General features: G+C 63.0%; 25 protein-coding genes. 11 read left to right on the top strand and 14 right to left on the bottom strand.

Going from position 1 to position 24,878, the window contains the following annotated elements:
• Nucleotide 1: 1 nt before the first annotated feature.
• The 6 genes from AC13EY_RS08465 to AC13EY_RS08490 all read right to left on the bottom strand — a co-directional run bounded on the left by AC13EY_RS08465 (nt 2) and on the right by AC13EY_RS08490 (nt 6,053).
• On the bottom strand, nt 2–400 hold the full coding sequence (locus tag AC13EY_RS08465) for a type IV pilin protein (protein ID WP_228246641.1): 399 nt from the start codon (nt 398–400) through the stop codon (nt 2–4).
• Entirely contained in the window at nt 397–3,267 is a 2,871-nt protein-coding gene (locus tag AC13EY_RS08470; protein ID WP_482877627.1) for a pilus assembly protein, read from the bottom strand. The genes AC13EY_RS08465 and AC13EY_RS08470 overlap by 4 nt, the downstream gene beginning before the upstream one ends.
• Nucleotides 3,248–3,700, bottom strand: coding sequence for a pilus assembly PilX family protein (locus AC13EY_RS08475; RefSeq protein WP_482877628.1), 453 nt, complete (start codon nt 3,698–3,700; stop codon nt 3,248–3,250). Before AC13EY_RS08475 ends, AC13EY_RS08470 begins: the two co-directional genes overlap by 20 nt.
• Entirely contained in the window at nt 3,693–4,466 is a 774-nt protein-coding gene (locus tag AC13EY_RS08480; RefSeq protein WP_228246638.1) for a PilW family protein, read from the bottom strand. Before AC13EY_RS08480 ends, AC13EY_RS08475 begins: the two co-directional genes overlap by 8 nt.
• Nucleotides 4,463–4,924, bottom strand: coding sequence for a type IV pilus modification protein PilV (gene pilV, locus AC13EY_RS08485; RefSeq protein ID WP_228246637.1), 462 nt, complete (start codon nt 4,922–4,924; stop codon nt 4,463–4,465). The genes AC13EY_RS08480 and pilV overlap by 4 nt, the downstream gene beginning before the upstream one ends.
• Before the next feature lie 163 nt (nt 4,925–5,087).
• A complete protein-coding gene (locus AC13EY_RS08490) occupies nt 5,088–6,053 on the bottom strand; it encodes a 2-hydroxyacid dehydrogenase (RefSeq protein ID WP_228246636.1) in 966 nt (321 codons plus the stop codon).
• A gap of 63 nt (nt 6,054–6,116) precedes the next feature.
• Here AC13EY_RS08490 and AC13EY_RS08495 point away from each other — a divergent pair, with 63 nt between their 5' ends.
• Nucleotides 6,117–6,749, top strand: coding sequence for a LysE family translocator (locus AC13EY_RS08495; protein ID WP_228246635.1), 633 nt, complete (start codon nt 6,117–6,119; stop codon nt 6,747–6,749).
• Nucleotides 6,750–6,791: 42 nt separating this feature from the next.
• On the opposite strand, the gene hemH is transcribed toward AC13EY_RS08495, so the two are convergent.
• Nucleotides 6,792–7,814: a ferrochelatase gene (gene hemH, locus AC13EY_RS08500; RefSeq protein ID WP_228246634.1), complete on the bottom strand. Its 1,023-nt coding sequence runs from the start codon at nt 7,812–7,814 to the stop codon at nt 6,792–6,794.
• Between the two features lie 42 nt (nt 7,815–7,856).
• Nucleotides 7,857–8,750 (bottom strand): TIGR01777 family oxidoreductase, encoded by an 894-nt coding sequence (locus tag AC13EY_RS08505; RefSeq protein WP_228246633.1) that lies wholly within the window; start codon nt 8,748–8,750, stop codon nt 7,857–7,859.
• 196 nt (nt 8,751–8,946) lie between these two features.
• Here AC13EY_RS08505 and AC13EY_RS08510 point away from each other — a divergent pair, with 196 nt between their 5' ends.
• From AC13EY_RS08510 to AC13EY_RS08550, 9 genes are all read left to right on the top strand, one after another.
• On the top strand, nt 8,947–9,933 hold the full coding sequence (locus AC13EY_RS08510; protein ID WP_228246632.1) for an NAD(P)/FAD-dependent oxidoreductase: 987 nt from the start codon (nt 8,947–8,949) through the stop codon (nt 9,931–9,933).
• A gap of 119 nt (nt 9,934–10,052) precedes the next feature.
• The gene (locus tag AC13EY_RS08515; protein ID WP_228246631.1) at nt 10,053–11,018 is read left to right on the top strand and encodes a YbgA family protein; all 966 of its coding nucleotides are present in this window, start codon (nt 10,053–10,055) and stop codon (nt 11,016–11,018) included.
• A 63-nt stretch (nt 11,019–11,081) separates the two neighbouring features.
• Nucleotides 11,082–12,503 (top strand): deoxyribodipyrimidine photo-lyase, encoded by a 1,422-nt coding sequence (gene phrB, locus AC13EY_RS08520; RefSeq protein ID WP_228246692.1) that lies wholly within the window; start codon nt 11,082–11,084, stop codon nt 12,501–12,503.
• Nucleotides 12,500–12,931: a nuclear transport factor 2 family protein gene (locus AC13EY_RS08525; protein WP_228246630.1), complete on the top strand. Its 432-nt coding sequence runs from the start codon at nt 12,500–12,502 to the stop codon at nt 12,929–12,931. Before phrB ends, AC13EY_RS08525 begins: the two co-directional genes overlap by 4 nt.
• Nucleotides 12,928–13,704 carry an SDR family NAD(P)-dependent oxidoreductase gene (locus AC13EY_RS08530; protein ID WP_228246629.1) on the top strand — a complete coding sequence of 259 codons (777 nt, stop codon included), beginning with the start codon at nt 12,928–12,930 and terminating at the stop codon, nt 13,702–13,704. Before AC13EY_RS08525 ends, AC13EY_RS08530 begins: the two co-directional genes overlap by 4 nt.
• Nucleotides 13,704–14,951, top strand: coding sequence for an NAD(P)/FAD-dependent oxidoreductase (locus AC13EY_RS08535; protein WP_228246628.1), 1,248 nt, complete (start codon nt 13,704–13,706; stop codon nt 14,949–14,951). The genes AC13EY_RS08530 and AC13EY_RS08535 overlap by 1 nt, the downstream gene beginning before the upstream one ends.
• Nucleotides 14,951–15,769: a DUF1365 domain-containing protein gene (locus AC13EY_RS08540; protein ID WP_228246627.1), complete on the top strand. Its 819-nt coding sequence runs from the start codon at nt 14,951–14,953 to the stop codon at nt 15,767–15,769. The genes AC13EY_RS08535 and AC13EY_RS08540 overlap by 1 nt, the downstream gene beginning before the upstream one ends.
• Nucleotides 15,750–17,030 carry an SAM-dependent methyltransferase gene (locus AC13EY_RS08545; protein WP_228246626.1) on the top strand — a complete coding sequence of 427 codons (1,281 nt, stop codon included), beginning with the start codon at nt 15,750–15,752 and terminating at the stop codon, nt 17,028–17,030. The genes AC13EY_RS08540 and AC13EY_RS08545 overlap by 20 nt, the downstream gene beginning before the upstream one ends.
• Nucleotide 17,031: 1 nt before the next feature.
• Nucleotides 17,032–17,571: a DUF2878 domain-containing protein gene (locus AC13EY_RS08550; protein ID WP_228246625.1), complete on the top strand. Its 540-nt coding sequence runs from the start codon at nt 17,032–17,034 to the stop codon at nt 17,569–17,571.
• Nucleotides 17,572–17,580: 9 nt separating this feature from the next.
• On the opposite strand, the gene AC13EY_RS08555 is transcribed toward AC13EY_RS08550, so the two are convergent.
• From AC13EY_RS08555 to hemA, 6 genes are all read right to left on the bottom strand, one after another.
• Entirely contained in the window at nt 17,581–18,105 is a 525-nt protein-coding gene (locus AC13EY_RS08555; RefSeq protein WP_228246624.1) for an acyloxyacyl hydrolase, read from the bottom strand.
• A 75-nt stretch (nt 18,106–18,180) separates the two neighbouring features.
• A complete protein-coding gene (gene murI / locus AC13EY_RS08560) occupies nt 18,181–18,966 on the bottom strand; it encodes a glutamate racemase (RefSeq protein WP_233048337.1) in 786 nt (261 codons plus the stop codon).
• Nucleotides 18,963–19,712, bottom strand: a complete 750-nt coding sequence (locus tag AC13EY_RS08565; protein WP_233048338.1) for a molybdopterin-synthase adenylyltransferase MoeB — start codon at nt 19,710–19,712, stop codon at nt 18,963–18,965. Before AC13EY_RS08565 ends, murI begins: the two co-directional genes overlap by 4 nt.
• Complete coding sequence (prmC, locus tag AC13EY_RS08570; RefSeq protein WP_233048339.1) at nt 19,705–20,538, bottom strand: peptide chain release factor N(5)-glutamine methyltransferase; 834 nt, start codon at nt 20,536–20,538, stop codon at nt 19,705–19,707. Before prmC ends, AC13EY_RS08565 begins: the two co-directional genes overlap by 8 nt.
• Nucleotides 20,535–21,620: a peptide chain release factor 1 gene (prfA, locus tag AC13EY_RS08575; protein ID WP_228246620.1), complete on the bottom strand. Its 1,086-nt coding sequence runs from the start codon at nt 21,618–21,620 to the stop codon at nt 20,535–20,537. The genes prmC and prfA overlap by 4 nt, the downstream gene beginning before the upstream one ends.
• The gene (gene hemA, locus AC13EY_RS08580) at nt 21,617–22,912 is read right to left on the bottom strand and encodes a glutamyl-tRNA reductase (protein WP_233048340.1); all 1,296 of its coding nucleotides are present in this window, start codon (nt 22,910–22,912) and stop codon (nt 21,617–21,619) included. The genes prfA and hemA overlap by 4 nt, the downstream gene beginning before the upstream one ends.
• A gap of 237 nt (nt 22,913–23,149) precedes the next feature.
• Between hemA and AC13EY_RS08585 the strand changes: the two genes are divergently transcribed.
• Nucleotides 23,150–24,877: a tetratricopeptide repeat protein gene (locus tag AC13EY_RS08585; protein WP_233048341.1), complete on the top strand. Its 1,728-nt coding sequence runs from the start codon at nt 23,150–23,152 to the stop codon at nt 24,875–24,877.
• Nucleotide 24,878 lies beyond the last annotated feature (1 nt).

Genomic DNA, 24,878 nt, shown 5'->3' on the forward strand with positions numbered 1-24,878 from the left:
CTCAACGACGCCAGCAGAGCGCATCTGCTGGCGTCCGTTGCCCCGCCTGATTGAGGCTGTACGCAGCGCACACGTCTGCGGCCATGATCCCCTCCGCCTCTGCCACTGCCGTCAGCACAAAGGTTTGCGCCTGCCGTTGCACCGCCAACCGGTATACGGCGCGCCCGCGAGCCGGACTCTGCCCATGCAGCCCTGCCACATCCCCCTGATCATAGCGCCCGCTACTGGCGTAAAGACGCTCCAGCCGCTGCGCATTCTCCATCAGTAACGCGCTCACCTCGACGCGCTGGGCGTTGCGTACGTGATTGAGATAGGACGGATAGGCGAGGCTGGCCAACAGGCCGGCCACAACCAGCGTGATCAGAAGCTCAAGCAGACTGAAGCCGCGCGGAGCCTTCATTGCAGCTGCCACCAATGGATGCGGGTCAACTGGCACTGCCCCTGCGCCAGCAGCTCGGTCACACCGGCACTGCCCGCCACCCGATAGTGCTCGCCCTCACACCCGGCCGGCGGCAGCGGCTCTGTGGTATGCCCGCGCGTCATCTGCAGCCCAAGCGGCAGACCGATATCCAGAACCTGGCCGGCGGCAAGCGGGTCGCTGTCATCCACTCGCCGGTCACGATTAGTGTCCAGGGTGGCATGGGGCGGCATGGCACCGTCATCCAGGGTCAGCATCATCAACCAGCCGCCCGCCGTCGAGACACAGGGATCGGGATCCTGCCCTTGCGGTGTCACCGTGGTAAACACCACCCGACCGCCCTGCACCATCGCCGGCGATGTAACCCGCTCCGCCGAGCGTTCTCCCACCGACAGAGGCAGATACCAGCCTGCCTTGAAACGCCAGTCCACGGACTCGCCGGAGGCCTGCCGCATGCCGGACTGCGAACCGCCCAGCAGCCGCTGAGCATGCAAATCGCGGGGGGACAGGGTTTGCCCCAGCTCGGTGGGCTGGCGGCGCACCGCATAAAATGCCTGCTCCTCGGTGCTGCCGGGATCACTTACATCCAGCAGTCGGCCGCTCCCTATCAACAGCAGATCGGCCCGGGCCGCTGCGCTGTAGGACAGGACCGGCGCCGCCGTGAGCGGCTGGCCGGGCTCCGCACGAAACAGGGGGGCGCCCTGATTGCCGATCTGCCAGTCAGTCGGATCATCCGCCGAGAGATCGAACTGCCAGAGCTGGCCATGCAGGTCGCCACCATAAGCGGCAACAGGACGTCCCCGACTGTCACGTTCCAGCATCAGCGCCGACAGACCATTGTCACTGCCAAGGCCGGGACGGGCGGGCAGATCAAGCTGGCGAACCAGCTCGCCGCTCAGCGCATCGATCACCAGCAGTGCGGCCTGGCCGGCAGCGCTGCCATACCCGTTTCCGGTCAACAACAGATCGCGGCCTGCCCGCTCCATGAACAGGGGCGCAGCGTAGACGTGCCCCAACGCGGCCCACTCCGGCTCGCTGGCATCATGCTCCCAAAGCGCCTCAGGGTATGTTTGCCCCGGCGCCTCAGCAAACAGTCGCAACATGATCAGCCCCCGACCACCGGCGCCAAGCCCCGCAGCAGCGAGCGTGTGCCAGTCACCATCATGGCGCAGATCAGCCAGCGCAATGCGTCCGTCAACACCTGCGCGATGGGAGTGTGACGCAGAATAATCCACTGCAGCCCAGGCTCGCAGTGAGGGCAATAACGCGGCCACGAAATAGCTGTAGAGGCGCTCGCCACCAACCCCTACCACGTGCAGGAAGCCGTCGTTGCTGCCCAACAGCAGCAGATCGCCAAGCTGTGCCCGCTCACCTAAATAGTCCGCGTAGCCGCCATCCGCTGAGGTGTTCAAGGGCGCCCCGGCCGGCAGCAGGACCGGCCCGTAGCGTCCGGGATCGCCAAGCAGGTTCTGCCGCTGGCGCAGGCCGGCAACCGGCTCCCCACGCAACCAGTTCAGCATTTGCTGGCCTCCGTCTGCCGACTCGCCAAGCAAATCCGTCGCCATCTCCTCCAGCAGCTGCCGCTGTTCTCTTCCCAGAGCAGCATAGGTTGCCCCATCCAGCGCCAGCACACCCGCCGAGCCGGCCGCCCGCCACCAGGTCTGAAGTCGGCCGCGCGGAGCGTCGCGGGCGTAGGCCTGCTCAGTGCTCCAGTGGAGCTGCGCTGGCGCTCCGACAGCATCAAGGGTTCGGAGCTGGACCTCACCACCGACACCGTCCGCTGACTGGTAAATTTGCAGCAGCAGCGCCTCATCAACCTCGCTATCGGAAGACGTCAGATCCAGTCTCTGACTCAACAGCAGACGCGGCTCCGACGATTCGCTGATCATCTGGGTCAACGCGACCCCGAGTTCGCCTGTGTCCTTAACCGTCCGATACAACCCACCGCCAGCCAGTGCTGCAGAGCGCAATCTTACGTCGTCGATGGCAAACCCCAGCACATGGGTACGTAGAGACTGACGCGGGTGAAGCGGGTCATCCCAACTCGCACCGGCGGCATCCTGGCCGCCGCTGCGCAGATCCAGATCGCGGGCAAAGGCAGCCACATCATCGAGGTAGAAGGTGCTGCCAGGCTGATGCAGCGGCTCACCATTTGCATCGTTATCGGCATTGCCGTCCCAGTCGGGCAACCCGTAGTGGCCACCCGAAGCAGACAGCAGGCCGGCCGGATCCTGATCCCCCGAGGTAGGGAACTGGCTGTCGTAGGTGGGCAAGCCATCGGTAATCAGCAGCGCAGCGCTTGGCTGGCAGCGCCACTGCAGGGGGCTGCTGTAGGTGGCCTGTGCGGGGTTGTAAAACGAATCCATGCCACGCAGGTAGCGGCTGATTTCGTAATGGGTTTCCGCCAGTGGCGTCCAGGTATAAAGATCGGGATTGGTACCGGTGTCAGGCGCCAGAGCGTCCAGTGCCTGCTCCAGCCGGCGCAGATGCTCCTCACCGGCAATGCCGGGCGAGATACCAGCCACCTCAACCAGCAACCGGCCGCCCGCCGTTTCCCGTGAAGTACCGATACCGCTGGACGAATTGAACGCAAACAGACCAAAGCGCGTGTTGCGCTGCTGATGCAGCAATCGCCACACCGCCTCGCGGGCAACCTGCAAACGGCTCTGTTCACCCATCATGGTCATCGCCATGCTGCTGGAGCTGTCGAGCAGGATAACCACGTTGGCCGGGACTGCCGCTTGCGACCTGTACGCCCGACTCATAGGCTCAAAGCCGGCAGCAGGGGCACTCAGCAACAGGCCGAAAGCAACTCCGGCAAAGCTGCTGCTAGCGTAAGGTATAGGCATAGATCGCCTCCAGTTGCCGGCGGCTGCGCCCCAGCCTTGCGTCGACCTGAAGCCGGTAAACACGACTTTCGCCGCTTACCTCCAGCTGAGCAGGCATGCGGCTGGTACCCACCCACTCAATTCGGTAACGAACATCTACCGCACCGGCAGACTGCCGCCGGCGCCAGCCATCCTCGTCCGGACTCGGCACGGCGGAACACTGCATTCCGTCACAGGGCTGCGCAGGGACCCCAAGTTCACCTGTAGCCAGCTCGCTCTCAAGCTCACGCATGGCGCTTTCCGCCGCCTGAAAGCAGCGCGTCGCCAACATCAGATTGGCCGCCTGTTGCTGCTGAATACGGGCCGAGCTGCTCGCCGCCAACGCACCGATTGTCAGGGCCAGCAGACAGATCAGAGTAATGGGCAGCACACTGCCCGACTGCCGGCTATTCATTGACGAACCCATCCGGCCGATTGCGCAGACGCGTGACCTGGCGAAATACCTGCCCACGCCCAGAGCCCACACTCACACCAGACGCGCCAGGCTCCAGCGCCAGCTCGATACGCACACTGCGCAGACGTGCCTGCTCAGCGCTGCTCAGGGTAGCCTGATAGCTCCCGGATACCCCAACGTTGCCGATATTCTCCGCCAGTGCGAACCCGGGCTCGAAGCGTGCAACGTGCTCGATCAGCGTTTCAAAGTTGCCGACACCATTGACCCGAACCTGAATTCGCCCTCCCTGTTGCCGGTAGTCGATCTGACGCAGCGGCACCAGCCAGTCGCCCGGCAGCACCATCAGGGTATGCTCCTCGCCCAGACTGACCCGCTGCCGGCAGTCGCCCGCCAGCAGCCAGCGTGCGCCATAATCGGCGGCTCGAATCGTTTGTGGTGTCTCAAAGACAGGCTGCACAGGTAAACCGGTAATCAGCGTCAGCACTCCCTGCTCAAAACGCACCGGCCGGGCCAGCACCTCCGGCAGTCCTCCCGGTAACGCCTGCTCCAGATCCAGACAGCCGTAACTGCCACTGGCCCGCAGGTCACGGGACAGGCGCCCCAGCACATAGCGTGCGTCCTCCTGCATCCGTGCACTCTGCTGCTGCCACAACCAGGTTTGCCGGCTGCTTGCAAGGTACTGGACCAGCGCCAGCACCAGCGTCAAACCGAGCAGCATCGCGACCATCAGTTCAACCAGACCGAACCCGCGCAAAGATCCCGTCATGCCCCACCGCCCAGCTGCACGGCGAGCACCAGTTCGTCGTCCGTGCTGCCCTCGATGCGCGCCTGTGACCAACTGACACGCACGCTCACGGCCTTGCCATCCACCGTTATCCGCGCGCGTCCCTGCGGCAACTGACAGGTCACGCCACTGGCGAAGTCGATCCGATCCTGTTCCAGCACCGACAGCGGCGGGTCGAATTCCTCTGTGCACTCGCCAGCGATGCTGCCGGCGTAAAGCGCGCGCTGATCGGGATTGGCACGCATGCGCTCCAGCAGATCGGTTACCAGCAGGGCCGCCTGGGCACGATAGGCGCTGTCCTGGGTGTAGCGCAGGGCGTTGAGCTGAAGCGCCGCAGCCCCAAGCACGCCCAGAGCAACCAGCAGCAGGGCAATCAGGACTTCAATGAGAGAGAAGCCGCGCTGGCCGCCGGCCGCGGCAGCGCGAGAGTGGTAAGCCATGACGGCTGAATCCTTGAGCCAAATCCATTTGGCGGATCTGCCGGACTGCAGCTACGCGGCGAACGTCATCCGTTGACGGCCCCATCCTAGGGTGATCAGCCCGCGGCAACCTCACCCCTATGGGTGAGCCAGGCCCGCCTGATGTGATCGCGATAACATCCCGTCAGGGATTGACCTGACGTTGTGGCCGACCGGACACAAAGCTGTGCAGGTTGGCTTCCAGCTGCCCGACGATACGTTGACGGGCCTCCCGACTGCCCCAGGCGCTGTGCGGGGTGACGACCAGATTCGGTATGCTGTTATCCAGCAACGGATTTCCGTTTACCGGCGGCTCAACCGTCAGGACATCACAGGCGGCGCCGGCCAGATGGCCATCGCGCAAGGCGGCGGCAAGCGCCTTCTCGTTGACCAGTCCTCCGCGTCCGGTGTTGATCAGCAAGCTGCCGGGCTTCATCAGGGCAAGTTCAGCTTCACCTATCAGATCACGGGTTTGCTCGGTCAGCGGACAATGCAGGCTCAGCACATCGATCTGCGGCAGCAAATCGGTGATTGCAGGACGTCCGCTGCGTTCACGTCCCGGCAGGGAGCCAACCAGTACCTTCATGCCAAAGGCCTCGGCCAAACGAGCGACCGCCTGCCCCAGTTCGCCGTAACCCAGAATGCCCAGCGTTCGCCCTGCCAGTTCGCCAATCGGGTAATCCAGCAGACAGAACTGCTCGCTGCGCTGCCACTCACCGTCACGCACTGCATGACGGTAGGACTCGAACCGGGTGATCAGTACCAGCATCAGCATCAATGTGTGCTGAGCTACCGCCGGCGTGCCGTAAGCCTGGCAATTGCAGACCACGATATCCAGCTCCCGCGCCGCCTGCAGGTCGACATTATTGGTGCCGGTTGCGGCGATCAGGATCAGCTTCAGGTGCGGGTTGGCCTGCATCATTGCCCGGTCAATCACCACCTTGTTGGTGATGACGACCTGCCTCCCCGCAAGCCGTTCGGCCGTCTGCTGCGGGCTGGTCCGGGGATAGCTGGTGAAGGAGGCGCAGGCTTGCTCCAGTGCTGTCAGATCAAGATCGCCCAGATCCAGCGTAGCGCGGTCGAGAAAGACTGTAGAGAGTTCGTGTTGCATCTTGACTGTACCTGTCTGCTGGCGCGTTGGACGGGTAAACTCACCGCTCCAAGGAGAACGCCCATGTACCTGAATGAGTTTCTGCTGGTGGCTCTGGTCCACCTGCTGGCGGTGATCAGCCCCGGCCCTGACTTTGCCGTCGTCATCCGCAACAGCGTCAGCGCAGGCCACCGCGTTGGTCTGTATACGGCAATAGGCATTGGTCTGGGCATCTTTGTGCACGTAGCCTATTCGCTGCTGGGCATTGGCCTGATTGTGTCGCAGTCGGTGTGGCTGTTCAATCTGATGAAGCTGCTGGCGGCGGCGTACCTGCTCTATATCGGCTTTCGCGCCCTGCAGGCCCAGCCTGCTTCAGCGGATAGCGCATTGTCCGAGACCAGCCGTTTATCGGCACGACAGGCATTCGTACAGGGTTTCATTACCAACGGCTTGAACCCCAAGGCCACCCTGTTCTTCCTGTCACTGTTCACGGCAGTCATCAGCCATGACACGCCGTTGCTGGTGCAGGCCGGCTACGGGGTTTATCTGGCGTTCGCGACCGGAGCCTGGTTCTGTCTGGTCGCCATGCTGTTCAGTCGGGAGGTCGTACGCCGTACCTTCAATCGGTTGGGCCACTGGTTCGACCGGCTGATGGGAGGTGTGCTGATCGGGCTTGGACTGCATCTAGCCCTGTCACAGTGGCTGAAGCGCGACTAGCGCGCCTCGCCACTGCCAGACTGGGCTGGGGCCATCGCCAGCTCAGGCCAGCGCAGGCGTCTCGCGCGCCCAAGCGGCCAGCACGTCGATCCACTGCGGCTGATCGTTCAGACAGGGAATCAGTACCAGCTCCTCGCCACCCGCTGCAATAAATTGCTCGCGGGCACGATCACCGATCTCCTCCAGAGTTTCGATGCAGTCGGCAACAAAGGCCGGGCAGGCCACCAGCAGGCGCTTGACGCCCTGTGCGGCCAACTCGTCGATACGCGCTTCAGTGTAGGGCTCAATCCACTTGTCACGGCCCAGTCTGGACTGGAAGGCCTGTGACCACTGCGCCGATTCCAGCCCCAAGGCAGCCGCCAGTTCCCGACTGACATGGCTGCAGTGGGCCCGATAGCAGGTTGCCGTGGCTGCAGACGCCCGTTCGCAGCAATCGCCGCTGGCCAGACAATGGGAGCCGGTCGGATCAGCCTTGCGCAGGTGCCGCTCCGGCAGTCCGTGATAGCTGAGCAACAGATGGTCAAATCCCTCTGCCAGATAAGGCTGCACCGACTGCGCCAGCGCGGCGATATACTCCGGCCGGTTATAGAACGCCGGTACCACATTGAGCTTGAGGTCCAGACCGTGTTTGGCGATCACCCGCTTGGCCTCTTCAACCGAGGTGGTGATGGTGCTGTCGGCATGTTGCGGATACTGCGGCATGAACAGCACCTCGCGCACGCCTGGCCGCTGTGCCAGCGCCAGCAGCCCCTGCTCAATCGAGGGCTCACCATAGCGCATCGCCAGTTCGACCGGCATGTCGAGCCGCTGCTGCAGAGCCTGCTGTACCCGACGGCTGATGACCACCAGCGGTGAACCCTCATCCCACCAGATGGAGGCATAGGCATGCGCAGATGCCTTGGGCCGGGTAGCCAGAATCAGGCTGACCAACAGGCGCCGCAGCGGCCAGGGCAGGTCAACGACATAGGGATCCATCAGAAACTGGTTCAGATAACGCTTCACATCGGCGACCTGCGTGCTGCTCGGCGAGCCCAGGTTAACCAGCAGTACCCCACGATCAGACATCAATTCACTCCAGCAGACAAAAACAAAAAAGGGACACTCCGCTCACTGCAGGACATCCGCCAGAGCGGTCTCCAGATGACGGAACCTGAAACAGAACCCGGCTTCCTGCGCCCGCGCCGGCACCACGCGCTGACCAGTCAGCAACAGCCGCGACATTTCCCCCAGCACCAGCTTCAGAGCCACTCCCGGCACGGGCAGAATCGTCGGCCGCCCGAGCACCTTACCCAGCGTTTTGGTGAACTCCAGGTTACTCACCGGGTTGGGCGCAGTGCCGTTATAGACGCCGCGGCAGTCCGGCGATTCCATCAGCCACTGCAGCATCGCCTCGATATCCTGATGGTGAATCCAGGACATGTACTGCTCCCCCGAACCAAGCCGACCACCCAGTCCCAGGCTGAAAGGCAAGCGCATGCGCTGCAAAAACCCGCCATCCGGTGCAACGACAAGACCAATGCGCAGCACACACACACGAATACCGTATGAGCCCGCGCGCTTGGCAGCCTGCTCCCAGGCATCACACAACGTGTGGGTATATTCTACCTGCGGCGCACTGGCTTCCGTCAGCAATTGATCTGCGCCATCCCCAAACCAGCCAATGGCCGATGCACTGACCAGCACCTGCGGCCGCTGGCTCCGCGCGCCCAGCCAGCGCACCAGCTCCTCAGTCAGAGACACCCGGCTTTCCCAGAGCAAGGCCTTGCGCGCCTGGGTCCAGGGCCGGTCGGCAACGGGTGCACCGGCCAGATTGATCACCGCATCCAGCGCCTCCTGGTCCAGCTGATCCAGGCTCGCGATGCCACGCACTGCCTCGCCACACAGGGCCGGGACCTGGGCCGGACGCCGGCTCCACACCACCAGTTCGTGTCCAGCCTCAAGCAACTGGCGGCACAACCGGCGACCGATCAGCCCTGTCGCTCCAGTCAGCAATACCTTCATCTTCGACCTCCCCGCCGCACCCGGCTCAGTTGGTACCCCGGCACGGACATCCGCACGGCAGGGCTACTCTCGACGAAAACAGCATGACACACGCTATCCTCGAACGGCCCACAATGCTATACAAATGAAAAAACTTGTATAGCCTTTTGCACAAGTTTGCCTATCATCGACCACAAAACCCAAATCAGGATCCAGTATGTCCCTACCTACCAGCGTAGCCATAATCGGCGCCGGCATGGCCGGTATCAGTGCCGCCCGTGTACTCGACGAAGCCGGCATCGCCGTTGAGCTGTTCGACAAAAGCCGCGGTACCGGCGGCCGCATGACCAGCAAGCGAACCGATCATGGCGAGTTCGACATCGGCACCCAGTATTTCACCGCACGCCACCATGCATTCCGCGCCGAGGTTGAGTCCTGGTACGAACAGGGATGGGTAGCACGCTGGCAGCCCCGCCTGTGTCGCATCGATGAACACGGCATCCACCCCTCCGACGACGAGCAGGACCGCTACGTTGGCAGCCCGCGGATGACCGCCCTCAGCCGCGGGTTGCTGGGCAACCTGACGCTGCGCGGTTCGGTGCGCATTACCAGGCTTGAGCAGCACGATCAGGGCTGGATACTGGTTGACAGCGAAGAGGGCCAATATGGGCCGTTCGACCGGGTCATAGTCGCAACCCCGGCACCGCAGGCCGCGCCGCTGCTGGCCGCCGCACCGCAGTTGGCCCGCGCCGCCGAACAGATGGCCATGGAACCGGGCTGGGCAGTCTCAGTCGGCTTCGCCCAACCGCTGGACACCGATGTGGATGCCGCCTTTGTGCGCACCGGCCCGCTCGACTGGATTTGTGCCAACCACAGTAAGCCCGGACGCGCCGAAAACTGTAACTGGGTATTGCAGTCCACGCCGCAATGGGCGCAGCAGCATCTCGATACGCCTCCGGCCGAAGTTGCCGGCCTGTTGCTGCACGCACTGGGCGAAGCTTTGCAGACGCCGTTGCCCCCAGCGCAACTGCTGCAGGCCCACCGCTGGCTATACGCGCGACCCGCCGAGGATTGCGACTGGGGCGCGCTGGCGGCGCCCGATCTCGGGCTTTACGCCTGCGGCGACTGGTGTCTGGCAGGACGGTTGGAGGGTGCGTGGCTCAGCGGTCGCCATGCGGCTCAAGCGGTATTGGGCCACCACTGATCAGTGGCAGACCGTTCGTCAGCAGAATCCACTGACGGACGGTCAATAAACTTGTACAAAAATACTTGAATCGGGCTTATCCTTGTACAAACAGAAAATTGTTGTACAGGAGAGCAGCCATGCAACCCAGATCCAGTGCACGCATTCCAGTCGGTATCAGCCAGTGCCTGATTGGCGATCCCGTCCGCTTCAACGCCGGCCACAAGCATTCACGCCTGTGCACTGATCAACTGGGCGCCCTCTTCGATCTGCGACCGGTTTGCCCGGAAGTGGCCATCGGTCTGGGCACACCGCGCAAGCCTATCAGGCTGGTCGGCGACCCGACCGCTCCCCGTGCTGTTGGCACGGTGAACCGTGACATGGATGTGACCGAGGCACTGCAACACTACGCCGACGAAGTTCACGCGGGCAGCAATGACCTGTGCGGCTTTATCGTCATGCAGAAATCCCCCAGCTGCGGCATGGAGCGGGTCAAGGTCTATGAAGAAAGCGGCCACCCCGCATCAGCGACCGGCCAGGGCGTTTTCACCGCTCGCCTCATGCAGCACAACCCGCTGCTCCCGGTGGAAGAGGAAGGCCGCCTCCACGACCCGGTACTGCGCGAGAACTTCGTCAACCGCGTAATCGTCTACGCTGACTGGCAACAGTTGCTTCGCGACGGCCTTAGCGCCAGCAACCTGCTGGCTTTTCACGCCAAACACAAATACCTGCTGATGGCCCACCAGGCACCCGGCTACAAGCGCATGGGTCAACTGCTGGCCAATCCGGGGAAGGGCGAGCAATTGGAACAGACTGCAACAGCGTACTTCAGCGAATTGATGACGGCGCTGCGTCGCCCGGCCAGTCGTCGCGGCCACAGCAACGTGCTGCAGCACGTTGCCGGCCACTTCAAGCGGGTGCTCAACCCGCCGGAAAAAGCCGAGCTGCAGCAACTGATTGGGCGTTATCGCAACGGCGTGGTGCCGCTGGTAGTGCCCATGACCCTGCTGCAACACCATTTGCTGCGTCACCCGGACCCCTATCTGCTGCAACAGGCCTATCTGCAGCCGCACCCACCTGAGCTGAGCCTGCGTAACGCCATTTAGTAAAACCAGTAAAGCGGAGCGGAGGTCCCGCCCGCCCGACGGGAGAGTGATTTGAGCAACAACCTGCAACTGTGCTGGCTCCGCGCCGACTTGCGCATTACCGACAACCAGGCGCTCTGGCATGCCAGTCAGAGCGGACCGGCAGTGGCGGTTTTTATCGTCACCGCCAACGACTGGCGAGCCCACGATGATGCACCCGTCAAGATCGACTTCTGGCGCCGCAACCTGCAGGCGCTGACCGATGAGCTGTCACAACGGCACATACCACTGCAGATTCTGCATGCCGACGCCTGGAGCGACTGCCCGACACTGCTGCTGGAGCTGGCCCGCAAGACCGGTGCCAGCGCCCTGCACTTCAATGATGAGTACGGTATTCACGAACAGCGGCGTGACGACGCCGTCAGCGAGGCCTTTGCCGCTGCCGGCCTGACCTGTCAGCGCTATACCGACCAACTGCTGTTCGCGCCGGGCAGTCTGACCACTCAAAGTGGCGGCATGTACAAGGTCTACAGCCAGTTCCGTCGTCAGGCCTACACCCGACTGCACCAGCAACTGCCCAGCCTGCTGCCGGCACCCGCCAAGCAAGCGCAGCTGGCGTTGCGGGCTTCGTCTGTTCCCGAACAATTCGGCGACTTTGCCCCTGCCGAACCCGCACTGCAGCAACGCTGGCCGGCTGGCGAGCGGGCTGCAGCAGAGCGCCTGCAGCTGTTCTGCAATCAGCTCATCGACGACTACGCAGAAGATCGCAACCGTCCCGATCTGGACGCCACCAGCCGGTTGTCGCCCTATCTGGTCGCTGGCGTACTGTCGCCCCGTCAGTGCCTGCACGCTGCGCTGCAGGCCAACGGAGGCGAGTTCGACACAGGCAGCAGTGGTGCCGTGAGCTGGATCAACGAACTGCTCTGGCGTGAGTTCTACAAACACATTCTGGTGTGCTATCCGCACGTTTCGCGCCACCGCGCGTTCAAGCCGGAGACCGAAAACGTCGCCTGGCGCGACGATCCGCACGGCCTGGCCGCTTGGAAAGAAGGCCGAACCGGTATTCCGCTGGTCGATGCGGCCATGCGCCAGTTGCTTGCCACCGGCTGGATGCACAACCGACTGCGCATGGTCAGCGCCATGTTCCTGACCAAGAATCTGCTGATCGACTGGCGCGAAGGCGAGCGCTGGTTCATGCAGCACCTGATCGACGGCGACCTCGCCGCCAATAACGGCGGCTGGCAGTGGAGCGCATCGACCGGCACCGACGCGGCCCCCTACTTCAGGGTGTTCAATCCGGTCAGCCAGTCCGAGAAGTTCGATCCCGATGGCAGCTTCATCCGTGAATGGGTCCCGGAGCTGGCGCACCTGCCAGCCAGCCAGATCCACCTGCCACCCGCCGCTGACCTGTTTTCCGCCACTGCCTATCCGCGTCCGATTGTGGACCTGCGCAGCAGCCGCCAGCGCGCAATCGACGCCTTCCGCAATGCAGGAGAGATGGCATGATTGACCGCAGCCTGATCGCCAGTTTTGCTCAACGGTTTGCCGCCATCGACCGCGACAACCTGGATATTCTGGAGCAGATTTATCACTCGGACGTCCACTTCAGCGACCCGATCCACGACGTCTTCGGGCTCGCCGCCTTGCAAGGCTACTGCGCCAATCTCTATGAAAACGTCAGCGCCCTGCACTTCGATTTCACCCAGCTGAGCCCGATCGACGACGAGCAGGCGCTGCTGTGCTGGACCATGACCTATCGCCACCCCAGGCTGGCCGGCGGCCGTCCCATCCAGGTGCCCGGCGTCAGTCAGGTCTGGTTTCGCGAGGGCAAGGCCTACCGACATATCGACCACTACGATGCCGGCACCCTGCTGTACGAGCATGTGCCGGTGCTTGGCACACTGATCCGCTGGATGAAGAGGCGAATGACATGAACCTGCAACGCAGAATCTGGCTCACCGGCGCGTCCAGCGGTATCGGCCTGGCACTGGCGGAACTGCTGGCCGCCGAGGGCCACCGTCTGGCCTTGACCGCACGCCGACGTGAACCCTTGCTCGAACTGGCAGCCCGTTACCCGGGACAAATACTGGTCATCACGGCCGACCTGACCGACCGCGATGCGATTGGAGAGATCGCAGAACAGATCGACGCGGCCTGGGGCGCTCTGGACTGGGCCATTCTCAATGCGGGGGCCTGTGAATACATGGAGCTGCCCGCGTTTTCCGCCAGCCTGGTCGAGCGGGTCATGCAGGTTAACGTGCTGGCGACCGCCAACTGCATCGAAGCCGCCCTGCCCCTGCTGCGCCGTGGAACCCAGCCACGTCTGGTTGCGGTTGGCAGCAGCGTCACCTATCTGCCGCTGCCCCGCGCCGAAGCCTATGGTGCGTCCAAGGCCGCTCTGCGCTACCTGATGCAATCGCTGGAGCTCGATCTGGTCGACGAAGGGATCGCCACCACCCTGGTCAGCCCCGGATTCGTCGAGACGCCCATGACAGCCAACAACGATTTCCCGATGCCCATGCAACTGACCAGCGCCCAGGCCGCCCAGCGCATCCTGATCGGGCTGGAACGGGGCAAACGCGAAATCCGCTTCCCCGGTCCTTTTATTGCCATTCTTCGCCTAGTGGCAGCGCTGCCAGGCTGGCTGCGCGTTGCGCTGACCAAACGCAAGACCGGAGCAGCCTCACAACGTCAGGAGACCAACTAATGCGCATTGCAATTGTCGGCAGCGGTATTGCCGGCCTGGTATCGGCCTATTTGCTGTCCCGGCGTCACGAAGTCACGGTGTTTGAGGCCGGCGACTGGATCGGCGGCCATACCCACACCGTCGATGTCGAAATCGACCAGCAGCGTCACGCCATCGATACCGGGTTCATCGTCTTCAACGACTGGACCTATCCCAACTTCATCCGCCTGCTTGAGCAGCTTGGTGTTGAGTCCCAGCCGACGGAAATGAGCTTCTCCGTCTGCGATCCGCGCAGCGGCCTGGAATACAACGGCAACAATCTCAACACCCTGTTCGCCCAGCGCAGCAACCTGCTGTCACCCGGTTTTCTGCGCATGCTGATGGATATCCTGCGCTTCAACCGTGAAGCCATCGCGGACCTCGAGGCAGGCGGCCTGCATGGCCAGATGACGCTCGGCGACTACCTGCAGCAGCAGCGCTACAGCCAACGCTTCATTGACCATTACATCGTGCCCATGGGCTCGGCGATCTGGTCGATGTCGCTGAAGGAGATGCTGAATTTCCCACTCGCCTTCTTCATCCGTTTCTTTCACAACCACGGCCTGCTGTCGGTGAATGATCGCCCGCAATGGCGGGTTATCAAGGGCGGCTCACGCAGCTACATCCCGGCTCTGAGCAAGCCCTTTGCCGACAACATTCGGCTTGATTGCCCGGTGCAGCGCATTCGCCGTGACGAGACCGGCGTTACCGTGCTCAGCCGCCAGGGAGAGGAACGCTTCGACCGGATTGTACTGGCCTGCCACAGCGATCAGGCCCTGAAGTTGCTGGAGCAACCCAGCCCCGAGGAACAGGCGATTCTCGGCGACATTCGCTATGCCGACAACGACGTCGTGCTGCACACCGACACCCGCCTGCTGCCCAGCCGCAGGCTGGCCTGGGCCAGCTGGAACTATCGACTTGGCGGCGACCCGGAGCAACCTGCAGCGCTGACCTACAATATGAATATCCTGCAGGGTCTTGATGCCTCGCGCACCTTCTGCGTCAGCCTTAACCAGACCGATCAGATTGACCCTGCACAGATACTCGGCCGCTTTACCTACGCGCACCCGCAGTTCAGCGTGGCCGCCAGCGCGGCGCAACAGCAGTGGCAGACGCTGCTGGGCAAGCAGCACACATTCTTCTGTGGCGCCTGGTGGGCCAACGGTTTTCACGAGGATGGCGTCGTCAGCGCACTGCGCGTGGCGTCGCACTTTGGCGAGGTACTCTGATGGCACTGCAAAGTGCTCTGTACAGCGGGTTGCTCCAGCATCGACGGCATCAGCCGCGCGCGCATCAATTCCGTTATCGCAGCAGCCTGCTGTTGCTTGATCTCGACGAGCAGCAGCAGGTATTCGGCCTCAGCCAGCTCTGGTCGGGCCGCTGGTGGTCACCCATGCGTTTTCGTGAAGGCGACTACCTGCGCGCCGAACGCCAGCCGGGAGAATCCCTGAAAGCCTGTGCCCAGCGTCTGATCAGGGATCACCTGCAACTGGAGCTCAACGGTGCCGTGCAACTGCTGACCCAGGTTCGCAGCTTCGGCATGCTGTTCAATCCCGCCTCGTTCTTCTATTGCTACGACCAACAGGGCGCACTGCGCGCCATCATCTGCGAAGTGACCAACACGCCCTGGGGCGAACACTTCTGCTACGTCATGGAAGCCGATCCGAGCCAACAGCAGCAGCAATTTACCCTGCACAAACGCTTCCACGTATCGCCGTTTCTGCCGCTGCAGGCCGACTATCACATGCGCTTCAACCGGCCCGGAGAGCGGGTGCAGGTGCAGATTGCCCACCAGCAGGGCGATCAGCGCCTGTTCGATGCCACCCTCAGCCTGCAGCGCAAGCCGCTGAGCACTGCCCTGCTGCGCCGCGAGGCCCTTTCGTTTCCGTTTATGGTGCTGCGTACCCTGACCGGCATCTACTGGCAGGCCCTGCGCCTGCTGATCAAACGTATTCCGCTGTTTGACCATTCGCCCACCAGTCAATCGGTCGCAGCGCACCCATTGCGCCCCGTCAAGGAGTCCCGAAATGAAACCGAGCAGATCTGAACTTACCTGCAACAGCGACTACCGCGAGCGCAGCGGCTGGCTGCAACGCCTTTGCCGTCAGGCAGTGCTGCGCCAGCTGCAGGCCATCAAGCGCGGCACATTGCGTCTGCAGACCGATGATGAGGAGCTCAGCTTTGGCCAACCTGACAGTGACGGGCTGCACGCAGAAATTCGTCTGCATGACCCGACCGCCTGGACCCAAATCGCCTGCAACGGCAGCGTAGGTGCCGGTGAAGCCTACTTCAACGGCTACTGGAGCAGCCCGGATCTTACCGCCGTGACCCGTCTGTTTGTCCGCAACCTGGACGTCCTGGATGCCATGGAGACCGGGCTGGCCCGGCTTGGACAACCTGCCCTGAAGTGGCTGCACCGTCTTAACCGCAACAGCCTCAAGGGATCACGCCGCAACATCAGCGCCCACTACGATCTGGGCAACGAGCTGTTCTCGCGCCTGCTGGACGACAGCATGATGTACTCGGCGGCAATCTTCCCGCCGGACAGCGACGATCTGCACCACGCCCAACTCAACAAGCTGGATCGGATCTGCCGCAAGCTGGAGCTGAGCCCAGACGATCACCTGCTGGAAATCGGCACTGGCTGGGGCAGCATGGCAATCTACGCCGCCCAGCACTATGGCTGCCGGGTAACGACCACCACGCTGTCGCAGGAGCAGTTCAACCATACCGAGCAGCGTATCCGCGATGCCGGCCTGCAGGACCGCATTACCCTGCTGCTCAAGGACTATCGCGAGCTGGAGGGTCAGTACGACAAACTCGTTTCGATCGAAATGATCGAGGCGGTCGGTCACGAATACTTTGCCACCTACTTCAAGGCCTGCGCCGCGTTGCTCAAACCCGACGGGCTGATGCTGCTGCAAGCCATCACCATGCGCGACCAGCGCTACGAGCAGGCACGTCGCAGCGTCGACTTTATCCAGCGTTATATCTTCCCGGGCGGTTCGCTGCCGTCGGTGAGCCTGATCGGGGAACTGACCCGCCGCCACACCGACCTGGCGATGCTGCATCTGGAGGACATCGGCCTGCACTATGCCCGTACCCTGCGCCACTGGCACCATAACCTGCAGCGCTACCGTGGAGAGCTGGCGCAACTCGGGTATGATGACGTCTTTTTCCGGCTCTGGGAGTTCTACCTCTGCTACTGCGAGGGTGGCTTCCGCGAGCGCGGTATCGGCACAGCACAGATTCTGCTCGCCAAGCCCGACGCCCGCCCCGCCGGGAGCACCTGCGTCATAGGAGCCTGACATGCCTGACCGCCGCCTGATCGCCAACGCCGTGCTGTTCCAGCTCAGCTGGCTTGCCTGCGTACTGGGCGGCAACAGCTACTGGCTGGCAGTGCCGGCGGTCGCATTGCTGATCCACTTTTTCTGGGTCAGCAGCTGGGCAGCCGAAGGCAAGCTGGTGGTATCAGTGATGCTGGCAGGGGCTGCGCTCGACTCCTTCCTGCTGCAGCTGGGGGTATTCACCTTTGTCGGCCAGGAGCTGCTGGCGCCGCTCTGGCTGGCCATGCTCTGGGCGATGCTGGCCACAACGCTCAATCACAGCCTGGGCTGGACCGCCCGCCCGATCTGGCGGGCCGCCCTGCTGGGCGCAATCGGCGGTCCGCTGAGCTACGTGGCCGGTGCCGAGCTGGCGGGCGTCGGCCTGCCATTGGGCGAGCGCAACAGCGCACTGCTGCTGGCCGCCATCTGGGCGCTGGTCATGCCACTGCTGCACGGCTTTGCCCATCTGTACCGGGAACAATATCGCGTACAGCAGTTGGCCAGACGCCGCTCCGGCGCCTGAGCCGCAGACCTACAGCGGGTAGCGGAAATACACCGCCGATTTATTGATGCCCGAGTTGGGCTGTTTGATACCCGCGTTGGAGTAGTGATACCAGCGCACGCCCAGCTCGGCACCGGAGGCAAAGCGCAGGCCGGCGCCGATACGGTCTTCGAACTGGAACTTGGAACCCAGATCTCGGCGATCAGCCAGATTGGTCTCGGTAAAGACCGCAGGCCCGATCCCGCCTTCAATAAACGGCGTCACCGCGCCGTTACCGGGGAAATTCAGCGTGAATACCGGAGCCAGACTGATGGTTTCGGCGTCCAGACCACTCCAGTGGGTGTAGCCGGCATCCCAGAAACCGGTCAGCACCGCGCCGCCACCATCGCTCTGCCACAGGGTGCGCCCGAAATCGAACTGCACTCCCACGCGCCACACATTGGTCGACTCACTGCTGTCACCGCCTTCTACGGTGATGCCATCCAGCGCAAACACTGAAGGGCTGAGGGTCATGGCCGTAAATACGGTACCGATGATCAAACCTGAACGTCTCATGGCGTTTTCTTCCTTATGTCTTCAACACGTACCGTCTGATAGACAGATTTATAGCTGATAGTTCGCCACCACGCCTCAAACCGGCAGCCTGGACACGGCACCGGCGCTGCCCCACAACACCGGCAGCACTGCTGCCATCAGCTGTGGATCACCACTGCTCCAGAAGCCTACATCGCCTGTACCATCAGAGGCCTGGCGGCCGCTTTCGTTGAGTCTGGCCTGCAGCTGACGCGCTACCGCCTCACCGGTGTCGACCAGTTGCACGCCCGCCGGCAGACACTCCCGCAACAGCGGCTTGAGAAAGGGATAATGGGTACAACCGAGGATCAGAGTGTCGCACCCGGCCCGCAGCAGGGGATCGACATAGCGCGTCAGCAGCGCGCGCACCTCCGGCCCCTTAAGCTCGCCCCGCTCGACGCACTCGACAAGCCCCGGGCAGGGCTGAGTCAACACCTGTACATCGCGGGCAAAGCGGTCCAGCAAGGCGGCGAACTTGGCGCTCTGCAATGTACCGGTGGTCGCCAGCACGCCGACCTTGCCGTTGCGGGTAGCCGCTGCTGCCGGTTTGACCGCAGGCTCCATGCCGATAATCGGCATGTCGAAGGTGCTGCGCAATTCGTTGACCGCAGCGGCGGTGGCCGTATTGCAAGCCAGCACCAGAGCACGGGCACCCTGTTCGATCAGAAACTCGGCAATCCGCAGGCTCCGCTCACGAATCATCTCCGGCGGCTTTTCACCATAGGGCACGTAGCCACTGTCGGCGACATACAGCAGATTCTCGCGGGGCATCAGACGGCGAATTTCGCGCAATACCGACAGCCCTCCCACACCGGAGTCGAACACACCAATGGGCGCACTCATGCCGCCGCTCCGCAGCAACTGCAACCCGGGTCCCGGCGCACACGCAGCTCTCGGAAGCGACTGTCGAGGGCATCAATCAGCAACAGGCGTCCAACCAGCGGCTCGCCAAACCCGGCCAGCAGCTTGAGCGCCTCCAGCGCCTGCAGGCTACCGACCAGGCCAACCAGCGGACCGACTACACCGGCTTCGCTGCAACTGAGCGCCTGCTCGTCGCCATCACCGTAGAGGCACTGATAGCAGGGGCTGTCGTCACGGCGCGGATCAAATACACTGAGCTGGCCTTCCAGCCGAATCGCCGCGCCCGACACCAGCGGCTTGCCGAGCCTGACACAGGCAGCATTGACCGCGTGACGGGTGGCGAAATTGTCGGAACAATCCAGCACCAGGTCGACCTCAGCCACCGCAGCCAGCAACGCATCATCCGCCAGCGCGACGGGCAGCGTGCGGCACCTGACCTGAGGGTTGATCGCGGCGACGCGCTCGGCCGCAGAGGCGACCTTGTCACGGCCGATATCGACGGCGTGATGAATGATCTGCCGCTGCAGATTGGTCAAATCAACCTGATCCGGGTCGGCCAGCACCACTTGGCCAACGCCCGCGGCGGCAAGGTACAACGCGACCGGCGAGCCCAAGCCGCCGACCCCAACGATCAGAACCCGACTGTCCAGCAGCCGTTGCTGACCGTCGATATCGATCTGTGGCAGCAGTATCTGCCGGCTGTAACGCAGCAGTTGCTGGTCATCCACGCCATTGCCCTCCGGTTACCCTCAGCTGTCCACCCAGGTCGCGCCAGCTCTGTACCTGCTCAAAACCCTGCTCGCGCAGCAGTTGCGCGACCGCGTCGGCCTGCTGCCAGCCGTGCTCAAACAGCAACCAGCCAGTGGCCTGCAGATGCGCCGGCGCGAGCTGCACCAACGTGCGAATATCATCCAGCCCGTCGGCACCGCTGACCAGCGCACTACCCGGCTCAAAACGCACATCGCCCTGCTGCAGATGAGGGTCATCGGCAGCAATGTACGGCGGGTTGGAGACAATCAGATCAAAGCGCCGGCCCGCCAGTGCAGTGAACCAGTCACTCTGTTCAAAACAGGCATTACCGATCCGCAGACGCTCGGCGTTGCGCCGGGCCAGCGCGACGGCCTCGGCGACCCGGTCCACCCCGGTCAGTTGCCAGTCAGGGCGCTCGGCCGCCAGCGCCAGCGCGATCGCACCGGTGCCGGTGCCGAGATCCAGAACCTCGGCAGCCCCCTGCGGCCCCAGTTCCAGCGCAACCTCAACCAGCCGCTCGGTATCCGGGCGCGGAATCAGGGTGCTTTCGCTGACCTCCAGCTGCAGACTCCAGAAGCCCTGTTCACCGAGCAGATAGGCAATCGGCACACCGCTGCGCCGCTGGCTCAGCAGCTGTTCGAAGCGGCGCAGTTGCTCGGCATCGGGTCGGCGTTCAGGCCAGGTGCGCAGATAGGTACGGGGCTTGCCGATGGCATGACAGAGCAGCAGCTCGGCATCCAGCCGAGCGGTGTCCGAGTCTGGCAGTTCGGCGCTGGCCAGCACCTCGGCCAGGGTCGGCGTCATGCCGTCTCCAGCGCCGCCAGTTGGTCGGCCTGATATTCGCGCAGCAGCGGCTCGATGACGTTGTCGAGGTTACCGGCGATGATCTCATCCAGACTGTAGAGCGTCAGGTTGATACGGTGATCGGTCACCCGGCCCTGCGGAAAATTATAGGTGCGAATGCGCTCGGAGCGGTCCCCGGAGCCGACCAGCGAACGGCGGGTGTCGGACAGCTCCTTTTCCTGCGCTTCGCGCTGCTGGTTGACCAGTTTGGCCTGCAGCAGGCTCATGGCGCGGGCGCGGTTCTTGTGCTGTGAACGCTCATCCTGACACTCGACCACGATGCCGGTCGGCAGGTGGGTCAGGCGGATGGCCGAATCGGTCTTGTTGACGTGCTGACCGCCAGCACCGGAGGCGCGGTAGGTATCGACCCGCAGATCCGCGGGGTTGATCTCGATTGCGGCTTGCTCGTCCATCTCCGGCAGGATGGCAACGGTACAGGCAGAGGTATGAATCCGGCCCTGGGATTCGGTTTCCGGTACACGTTGCACGCGATGCGCGCCGGACTCGAACTTGAGTTTGGCGTAGACCGACTGGCCTTCGACACGGGCGATCACTTCCTTGTAGCCACCATGCTCACCGGGGTTTTCCGACAGCACCTCTACCCGCCAGCCCTGACGCTCGGCGTATCGGCTGTACATGCGAAACAGGTCACCGGAGAAGATCGCCGCCTCGTCGCCACCGGTTCCGGCGCGAATTTCGAGGAATACGTTGCGATCGTCGTTAGGGTCCTTCGGCAGCAGCAGGCGATTGAGCTCTTCTTCCAGCTCGGCCAGTTGCGCGCTGCTGCTCTCCAGGTCCTCTTCGGCCATGGCCCGCAGGTCCGGGTCGCTGTCCTTGAGCAGGCCACGCGCCTCTTCGATGTCACCCTGCACCCGACGCCACTGCTCGTAGCATTTGACCGTACCCTCAAGTTCGGCGTACTCCTTGGAGTAAGCCCGGAAGCGGGTCTGATCGCTGATGACCTCGGCGTCGCTGAGCAGCGCAGACAGCTCCTCGAAGCGTTCGCCAAGGGAGTCCAGCCGATTCAACAGGGATGCTTTCATGAGTCGCCTTGTACCGTGGTATTGCGGTTGCCCGGGGCGCTGTCACCCAGGGCAAAGAGTTCTTGCGCCAGCGCCAGCGCTTCGATCCGCCCCTGCGCTGTCATCTGCTTGAGCTGCACACTGGGTTCGTGCAGCAGCTTGTTGGTCAGCAGACGAGCCATTTCGGTCATCACCTGCTCGGGATCGGCACCGCGCTGCAACTTGGCCAGCGCTTTCTGCAGTTCCTGATCGCGCGCCTGCTCGGCCTTCTGCCGGTAGCTGCGCACCACATCCACCGCCGCCAGCGCCCGCAGACGCTGCATGAACTCGCCAGTGCCCAGCTCGATCAGCCGTTCGGCCGCCTCGGCTGCGCCCTGACGCGAGCGCATGTTCTCTTCGATCACTTCATGCAGGTCGTCGACGGTATAGAGGTACACGTCGGCCAAACTGCCAACTTCCGGTTCGATGTCGCGCGGCACGGCAATATCGACCATGAACATGGGTTTGTGCCGACGCTGCTTGAGCGCACGCTCGACCGCGCCTTTACCGAGGATCGGCAGCGGGCTGGCGGTTGAGCTGATCACCACGTCACATTCGGCGAGAATATCCGGAATCTGGGTCAGCACGATGGCCTGGCCACCCAGCGGCTCACTCAGCAGTTCAGCCCGCTGCAGCGTTCGGTTCGCAACGATAATCCGGCCAACGCCCTGTTCAAACAGGTGACGGGCAACCAGCGCGATGGTCTCGCCAGCACCGATCAGCAGCGCGGTACTGCGGCGCAGGTCGGCAAAGATCTGACGGGCAAGACTGACTGCGGCAAAGGCCACCGACACCGGATTCTCGCCAATTGCGGTGTCCGTTCGCACCTGTTTGGCCATGTTGAAGGTGCTCTGGAACAAGCGATCCAGATACGGGCCAAGCGTGCCGGCAGTACGCGCGGCCTGCCAGGCATCCTTCATCTGGCCGAGAATCTGCGGCTCGCCCAGTACCATCGAGTCAAGCCCGGCGGCTACCCGCATCATATGGTTAACCGCACCGGCATCCTGATGCAGGTAGCTGGAACGGCGCAGCTCTTCTACGGTCATACCATGAAAGCGGGCGACCCACTCGACCAGACGATCCGCGTCGAGCTCCTCCTGAGCACAGTAAAGCTCGGTGCGATTGCAGGTAGAAAGAATGGCAACCTCGTCAGCACCGGCCTCGGCACGCAGACGCTGCAGTGCATCGGGCAATTGCTCGGGTGAGAAGGACACGCGCTCGCGTACTTCAACCCCTGCGGTCCGATGATTGATGCCCAGTGCGATAAAACCCATGATGCCTCGTATTGCGAGAACGGAGCTGCTGCCAAACGTGCGATTGTCCTATGTTAAGTCAAGCCAATCAATCACGGCATGGCGAACGGTTACTCGACGCTCAGTGGCAGGATGCCGCACAGGCACCTTTCATGGCGCCCACTGGGTTTGTCCCCACGCCTGTGTCATGATTCCCCAATGCCGCGCCGGACGCCGTCCTCCGCCCGGATCGGCCCACCGTTTCGCACGAGATCCGATATGAAGGCTACACTCATTCCGTCCTTGCCAGCACTGCTGTTCGCAGGCCTGCTGCTCGGTGGCTGCAGCACACTGGATCAGGCCGGCGCGCCTGCCGACAGCACGCCCCAGAAGCCGGAGACGGCAAGCCAGCCGGAGCCAACGGTCTACGGCCAGTTCCGCCAGGACACTCTGTTTGATCTGCTGACCGCCGAAATCGCGGGCCAGCGCAACCGCTTCGATATCGCACTCGACAACTATCTGAAACAGGCACGCAGCACCCGTGATCCCGGGGTGACCGAGCGTGCCGTCCGCGTTGCAGAGTTTCTGGGCAATGAGCAGGCCGCCAACGAACTGACCCAACTCTGGGTCGAGATCGCTCCGCAGGATCCGGAAGCCCTGCGCTCGGCCGCCATTCACCTGGCCCGTGCCGGCCGACATGAGCAGGCCATGGACATGATGCAGCGCGCGCTGGACCTGCATGGCGAAACCCATTTTGATTTTCTCGCGCTGGCGGCCGCCCAAACCGACCCCCAGACCCGCAACGCCCTGCTGACCAGCCTCCGCCAAATGCAGGAACGCCACCCGGACAACGCGCAACTGGTATTTGCCCGTGCCCTGCTTCTGCAGCAGGCAGACCGCCCCGAAGACGCCCTGCAACTGCTGGAGGAACAACCGCGAGGTAATGAGGTACCACCAATCATCCTGCTGCACAGCCGACTACTCGCCGAGCAGGACCCGGATCGGGCAGAGGCGTTGCTGTACGACAGCCTTGAGCGCTTTCCCGACGAGGTTCGATTGCGTCTGATGCTGGCTCGACTGCTCGTCAGCAAGGGTAATTTCAGGGATGCCCGCGTGCAGTATATGAAGCTTGCTGCCGACAACCCGGACGACGCCGACCTGCAGTTATCACTCGGCCTGATCGAACTGGAACTAGAGCAGGCGCAAGACGCCGTCATTCACCTGCAGCACACGCTTCAGCTTGCACCCGGCAACAATACTGCGCGCTATCACCTGGGTAATGCCTATCTGGCGGCCGGCCGCACGGATGATGCACTGCTCACCTGGCAAAGCATCGACAGTGGCAATGAACTGCTGACATCCCGCGTGCAAATCGCCCGCCTGCTGCTTGAGCAAAACCGCATGAAGGCACTGCAGGCGCAATTTCAGCAGGACAGGGACCAGCATCCGCAACACGGTCTGACACTGTTCCAGATAGAAATAGAAGCCTTGATGCCGGACCATCCCGAACTGGCAATGGCACAGGTTAACGCAGCCCTGCAGGCCTACCCGCAGGACAGCGGCCTGCTCTACAGTCGCGCCATGCTGCACGAGCAGCTGGGCAACCTGCGCGGCCTGCAAGAGGACCTTGGCAGCATCATCGAACAGGAACCGAACAACGCGATGGCGCTCAACGCCCTGGGCTACACGCTCGCCGACCACAATATCGAGCTGGATCGTGCCCTGTCGCTGATCACCCGCGCCGCCGAACTGGCACCGGACGACCCTGCAATCAAGGATAGTCTGGGCTGGGTTCACTACCGCCTGGGCAATCTGGAGCTGGCCGAGACGCTGCTGCGTGAAGCCTACGACGCCTTCCCTGACCAGGAAGTAGCGGCCCACCTGGGCGAAGTGCTCTGGCGCCAAGGCAAAGAACGCCAAGCACGCAGGATCTGGCGAGATGCCCTCAAGCTGGACCCGCAAAGCCCACTCATTCCTGAAACCCGCAAACGCCTGGAAGCCGAATAAG

Source organism: Halopseudomonas sp. L-58 (genome assembly GCF_056859475.1).

Excerpts from the sequence above, each read along its gene's own strand:
- AC13EY_RS08465 (WP_228246641.1), bottom strand. The coding sequence starts at position 400 with ATGAAGGCTCCGCGCGGCTTCAGTCTGCTTGAGCTTCTGATCACGCTG.
- AC13EY_RS08470 (WP_482877627.1), bottom strand. The coding sequence starts at position 3,267 with ATGCCTATACCTTACGCTAGCAGCAGCTTTGCCGGAGTTGCTTTCGGC.
- AC13EY_RS08475 (WP_482877628.1), bottom strand. The coding sequence starts at position 3,700 with ATGAATAGCCGGCAGTCGGGCAGTGTGCTGCCCATTACTCTGATCTGT.
- AC13EY_RS08480 (WP_228246638.1), bottom strand. The coding sequence starts at position 4,466 with ATGACGGGATCTTTGCGCGGGTTCGGTCTGGTTGAACTGATGGTCGCG.
- pilV (WP_228246637.1), bottom strand. The coding sequence starts at position 4,924 with ATGGCTTACCACTCTCGCGCTGCCGCGGCCGGCGGCCAGCGCGGCTTC.
- AC13EY_RS08490 (WP_228246636.1), bottom strand. The coding sequence starts at position 6,053 with ATGCAACACGAACTCTCTACAGTCTTTCTCGACCGCGCTACGCTGGAT.
- AC13EY_RS08495 (WP_228246635.1), top strand. The coding sequence starts at position 6,117 with ATGTACCTGAATGAGTTTCTGCTGGTGGCTCTGGTCCACCTGCTGGCG.
- hemH (WP_228246634.1), bottom strand. The coding sequence starts at position 7,814 with ATGTCTGATCGTGGGGTACTGCTGGTTAACCTGGGCTCGCCGAGCAGC.
- AC13EY_RS08505 (WP_228246633.1), bottom strand. The coding sequence starts at position 8,750 with ATGAAGGTATTGCTGACTGGAGCGACAGGGCTGATCGGTCGCCGGTTG.
- AC13EY_RS08510 (WP_228246632.1), top strand. The coding sequence starts at position 8,947 with ATGTCCCTACCTACCAGCGTAGCCATAATCGGCGCCGGCATGGCCGGT.
- AC13EY_RS08515 (WP_228246631.1), top strand. The coding sequence starts at position 10,053 with ATGCAACCCAGATCCAGTGCACGCATTCCAGTCGGTATCAGCCAGTGC.
- AC13EY_RS08525 (WP_228246630.1), top strand. The coding sequence starts at position 12,500 with ATGATTGACCGCAGCCTGATCGCCAGTTTTGCTCAACGGTTTGCCGCC.
- AC13EY_RS08530 (WP_228246629.1), top strand. The coding sequence starts at position 12,928 with ATGAACCTGCAACGCAGAATCTGGCTCACCGGCGCGTCCAGCGGTATC.
- AC13EY_RS08535 (WP_228246628.1), top strand. The coding sequence starts at position 13,704 with ATGCGCATTGCAATTGTCGGCAGCGGTATTGCCGGCCTGGTATCGGCC.
- AC13EY_RS08540 (WP_228246627.1), top strand. The coding sequence starts at position 14,951 with ATGGCACTGCAAAGTGCTCTGTACAGCGGGTTGCTCCAGCATCGACGG.
- AC13EY_RS08545 (WP_228246626.1), top strand. The coding sequence starts at position 15,750 with ATGAAACCGAGCAGATCTGAACTTACCTGCAACAGCGACTACCGCGAG.
- AC13EY_RS08550 (WP_228246625.1), top strand. The coding sequence starts at position 17,032 with ATGCCTGACCGCCGCCTGATCGCCAACGCCGTGCTGTTCCAGCTCAGC.
- AC13EY_RS08555 (WP_228246624.1), bottom strand. The coding sequence starts at position 18,105 with ATGAGACGTTCAGGTTTGATCATCGGTACCGTATTTACGGCCATGACC.
- murI (WP_233048337.1), bottom strand. The coding sequence starts at position 18,966 with ATGAGTGCGCCCATTGGTGTGTTCGACTCCGGTGTGGGAGGGCTGTCG.
- prmC (WP_233048339.1), bottom strand. The coding sequence starts at position 20,538 with ATGACGCCGACCCTGGCCGAGGTGCTGGCCAGCGCCGAACTGCCAGAC.
- prfA (WP_228246620.1), bottom strand. The coding sequence starts at position 21,620 with ATGAAAGCATCCCTGTTGAATCGGCTGGACTCCCTTGGCGAACGCTTC.
- hemA (WP_233048340.1), bottom strand. The coding sequence starts at position 22,912 with ATGGGTTTTATCGCACTGGGCATCAATCATCGGACCGCAGGGGTTGAA.
- AC13EY_RS08585 (WP_233048341.1), top strand. The coding sequence starts at position 23,150 with ATGAAGGCTACACTCATTCCGTCCTTGCCAGCACTGCTGTTCGCAGGC.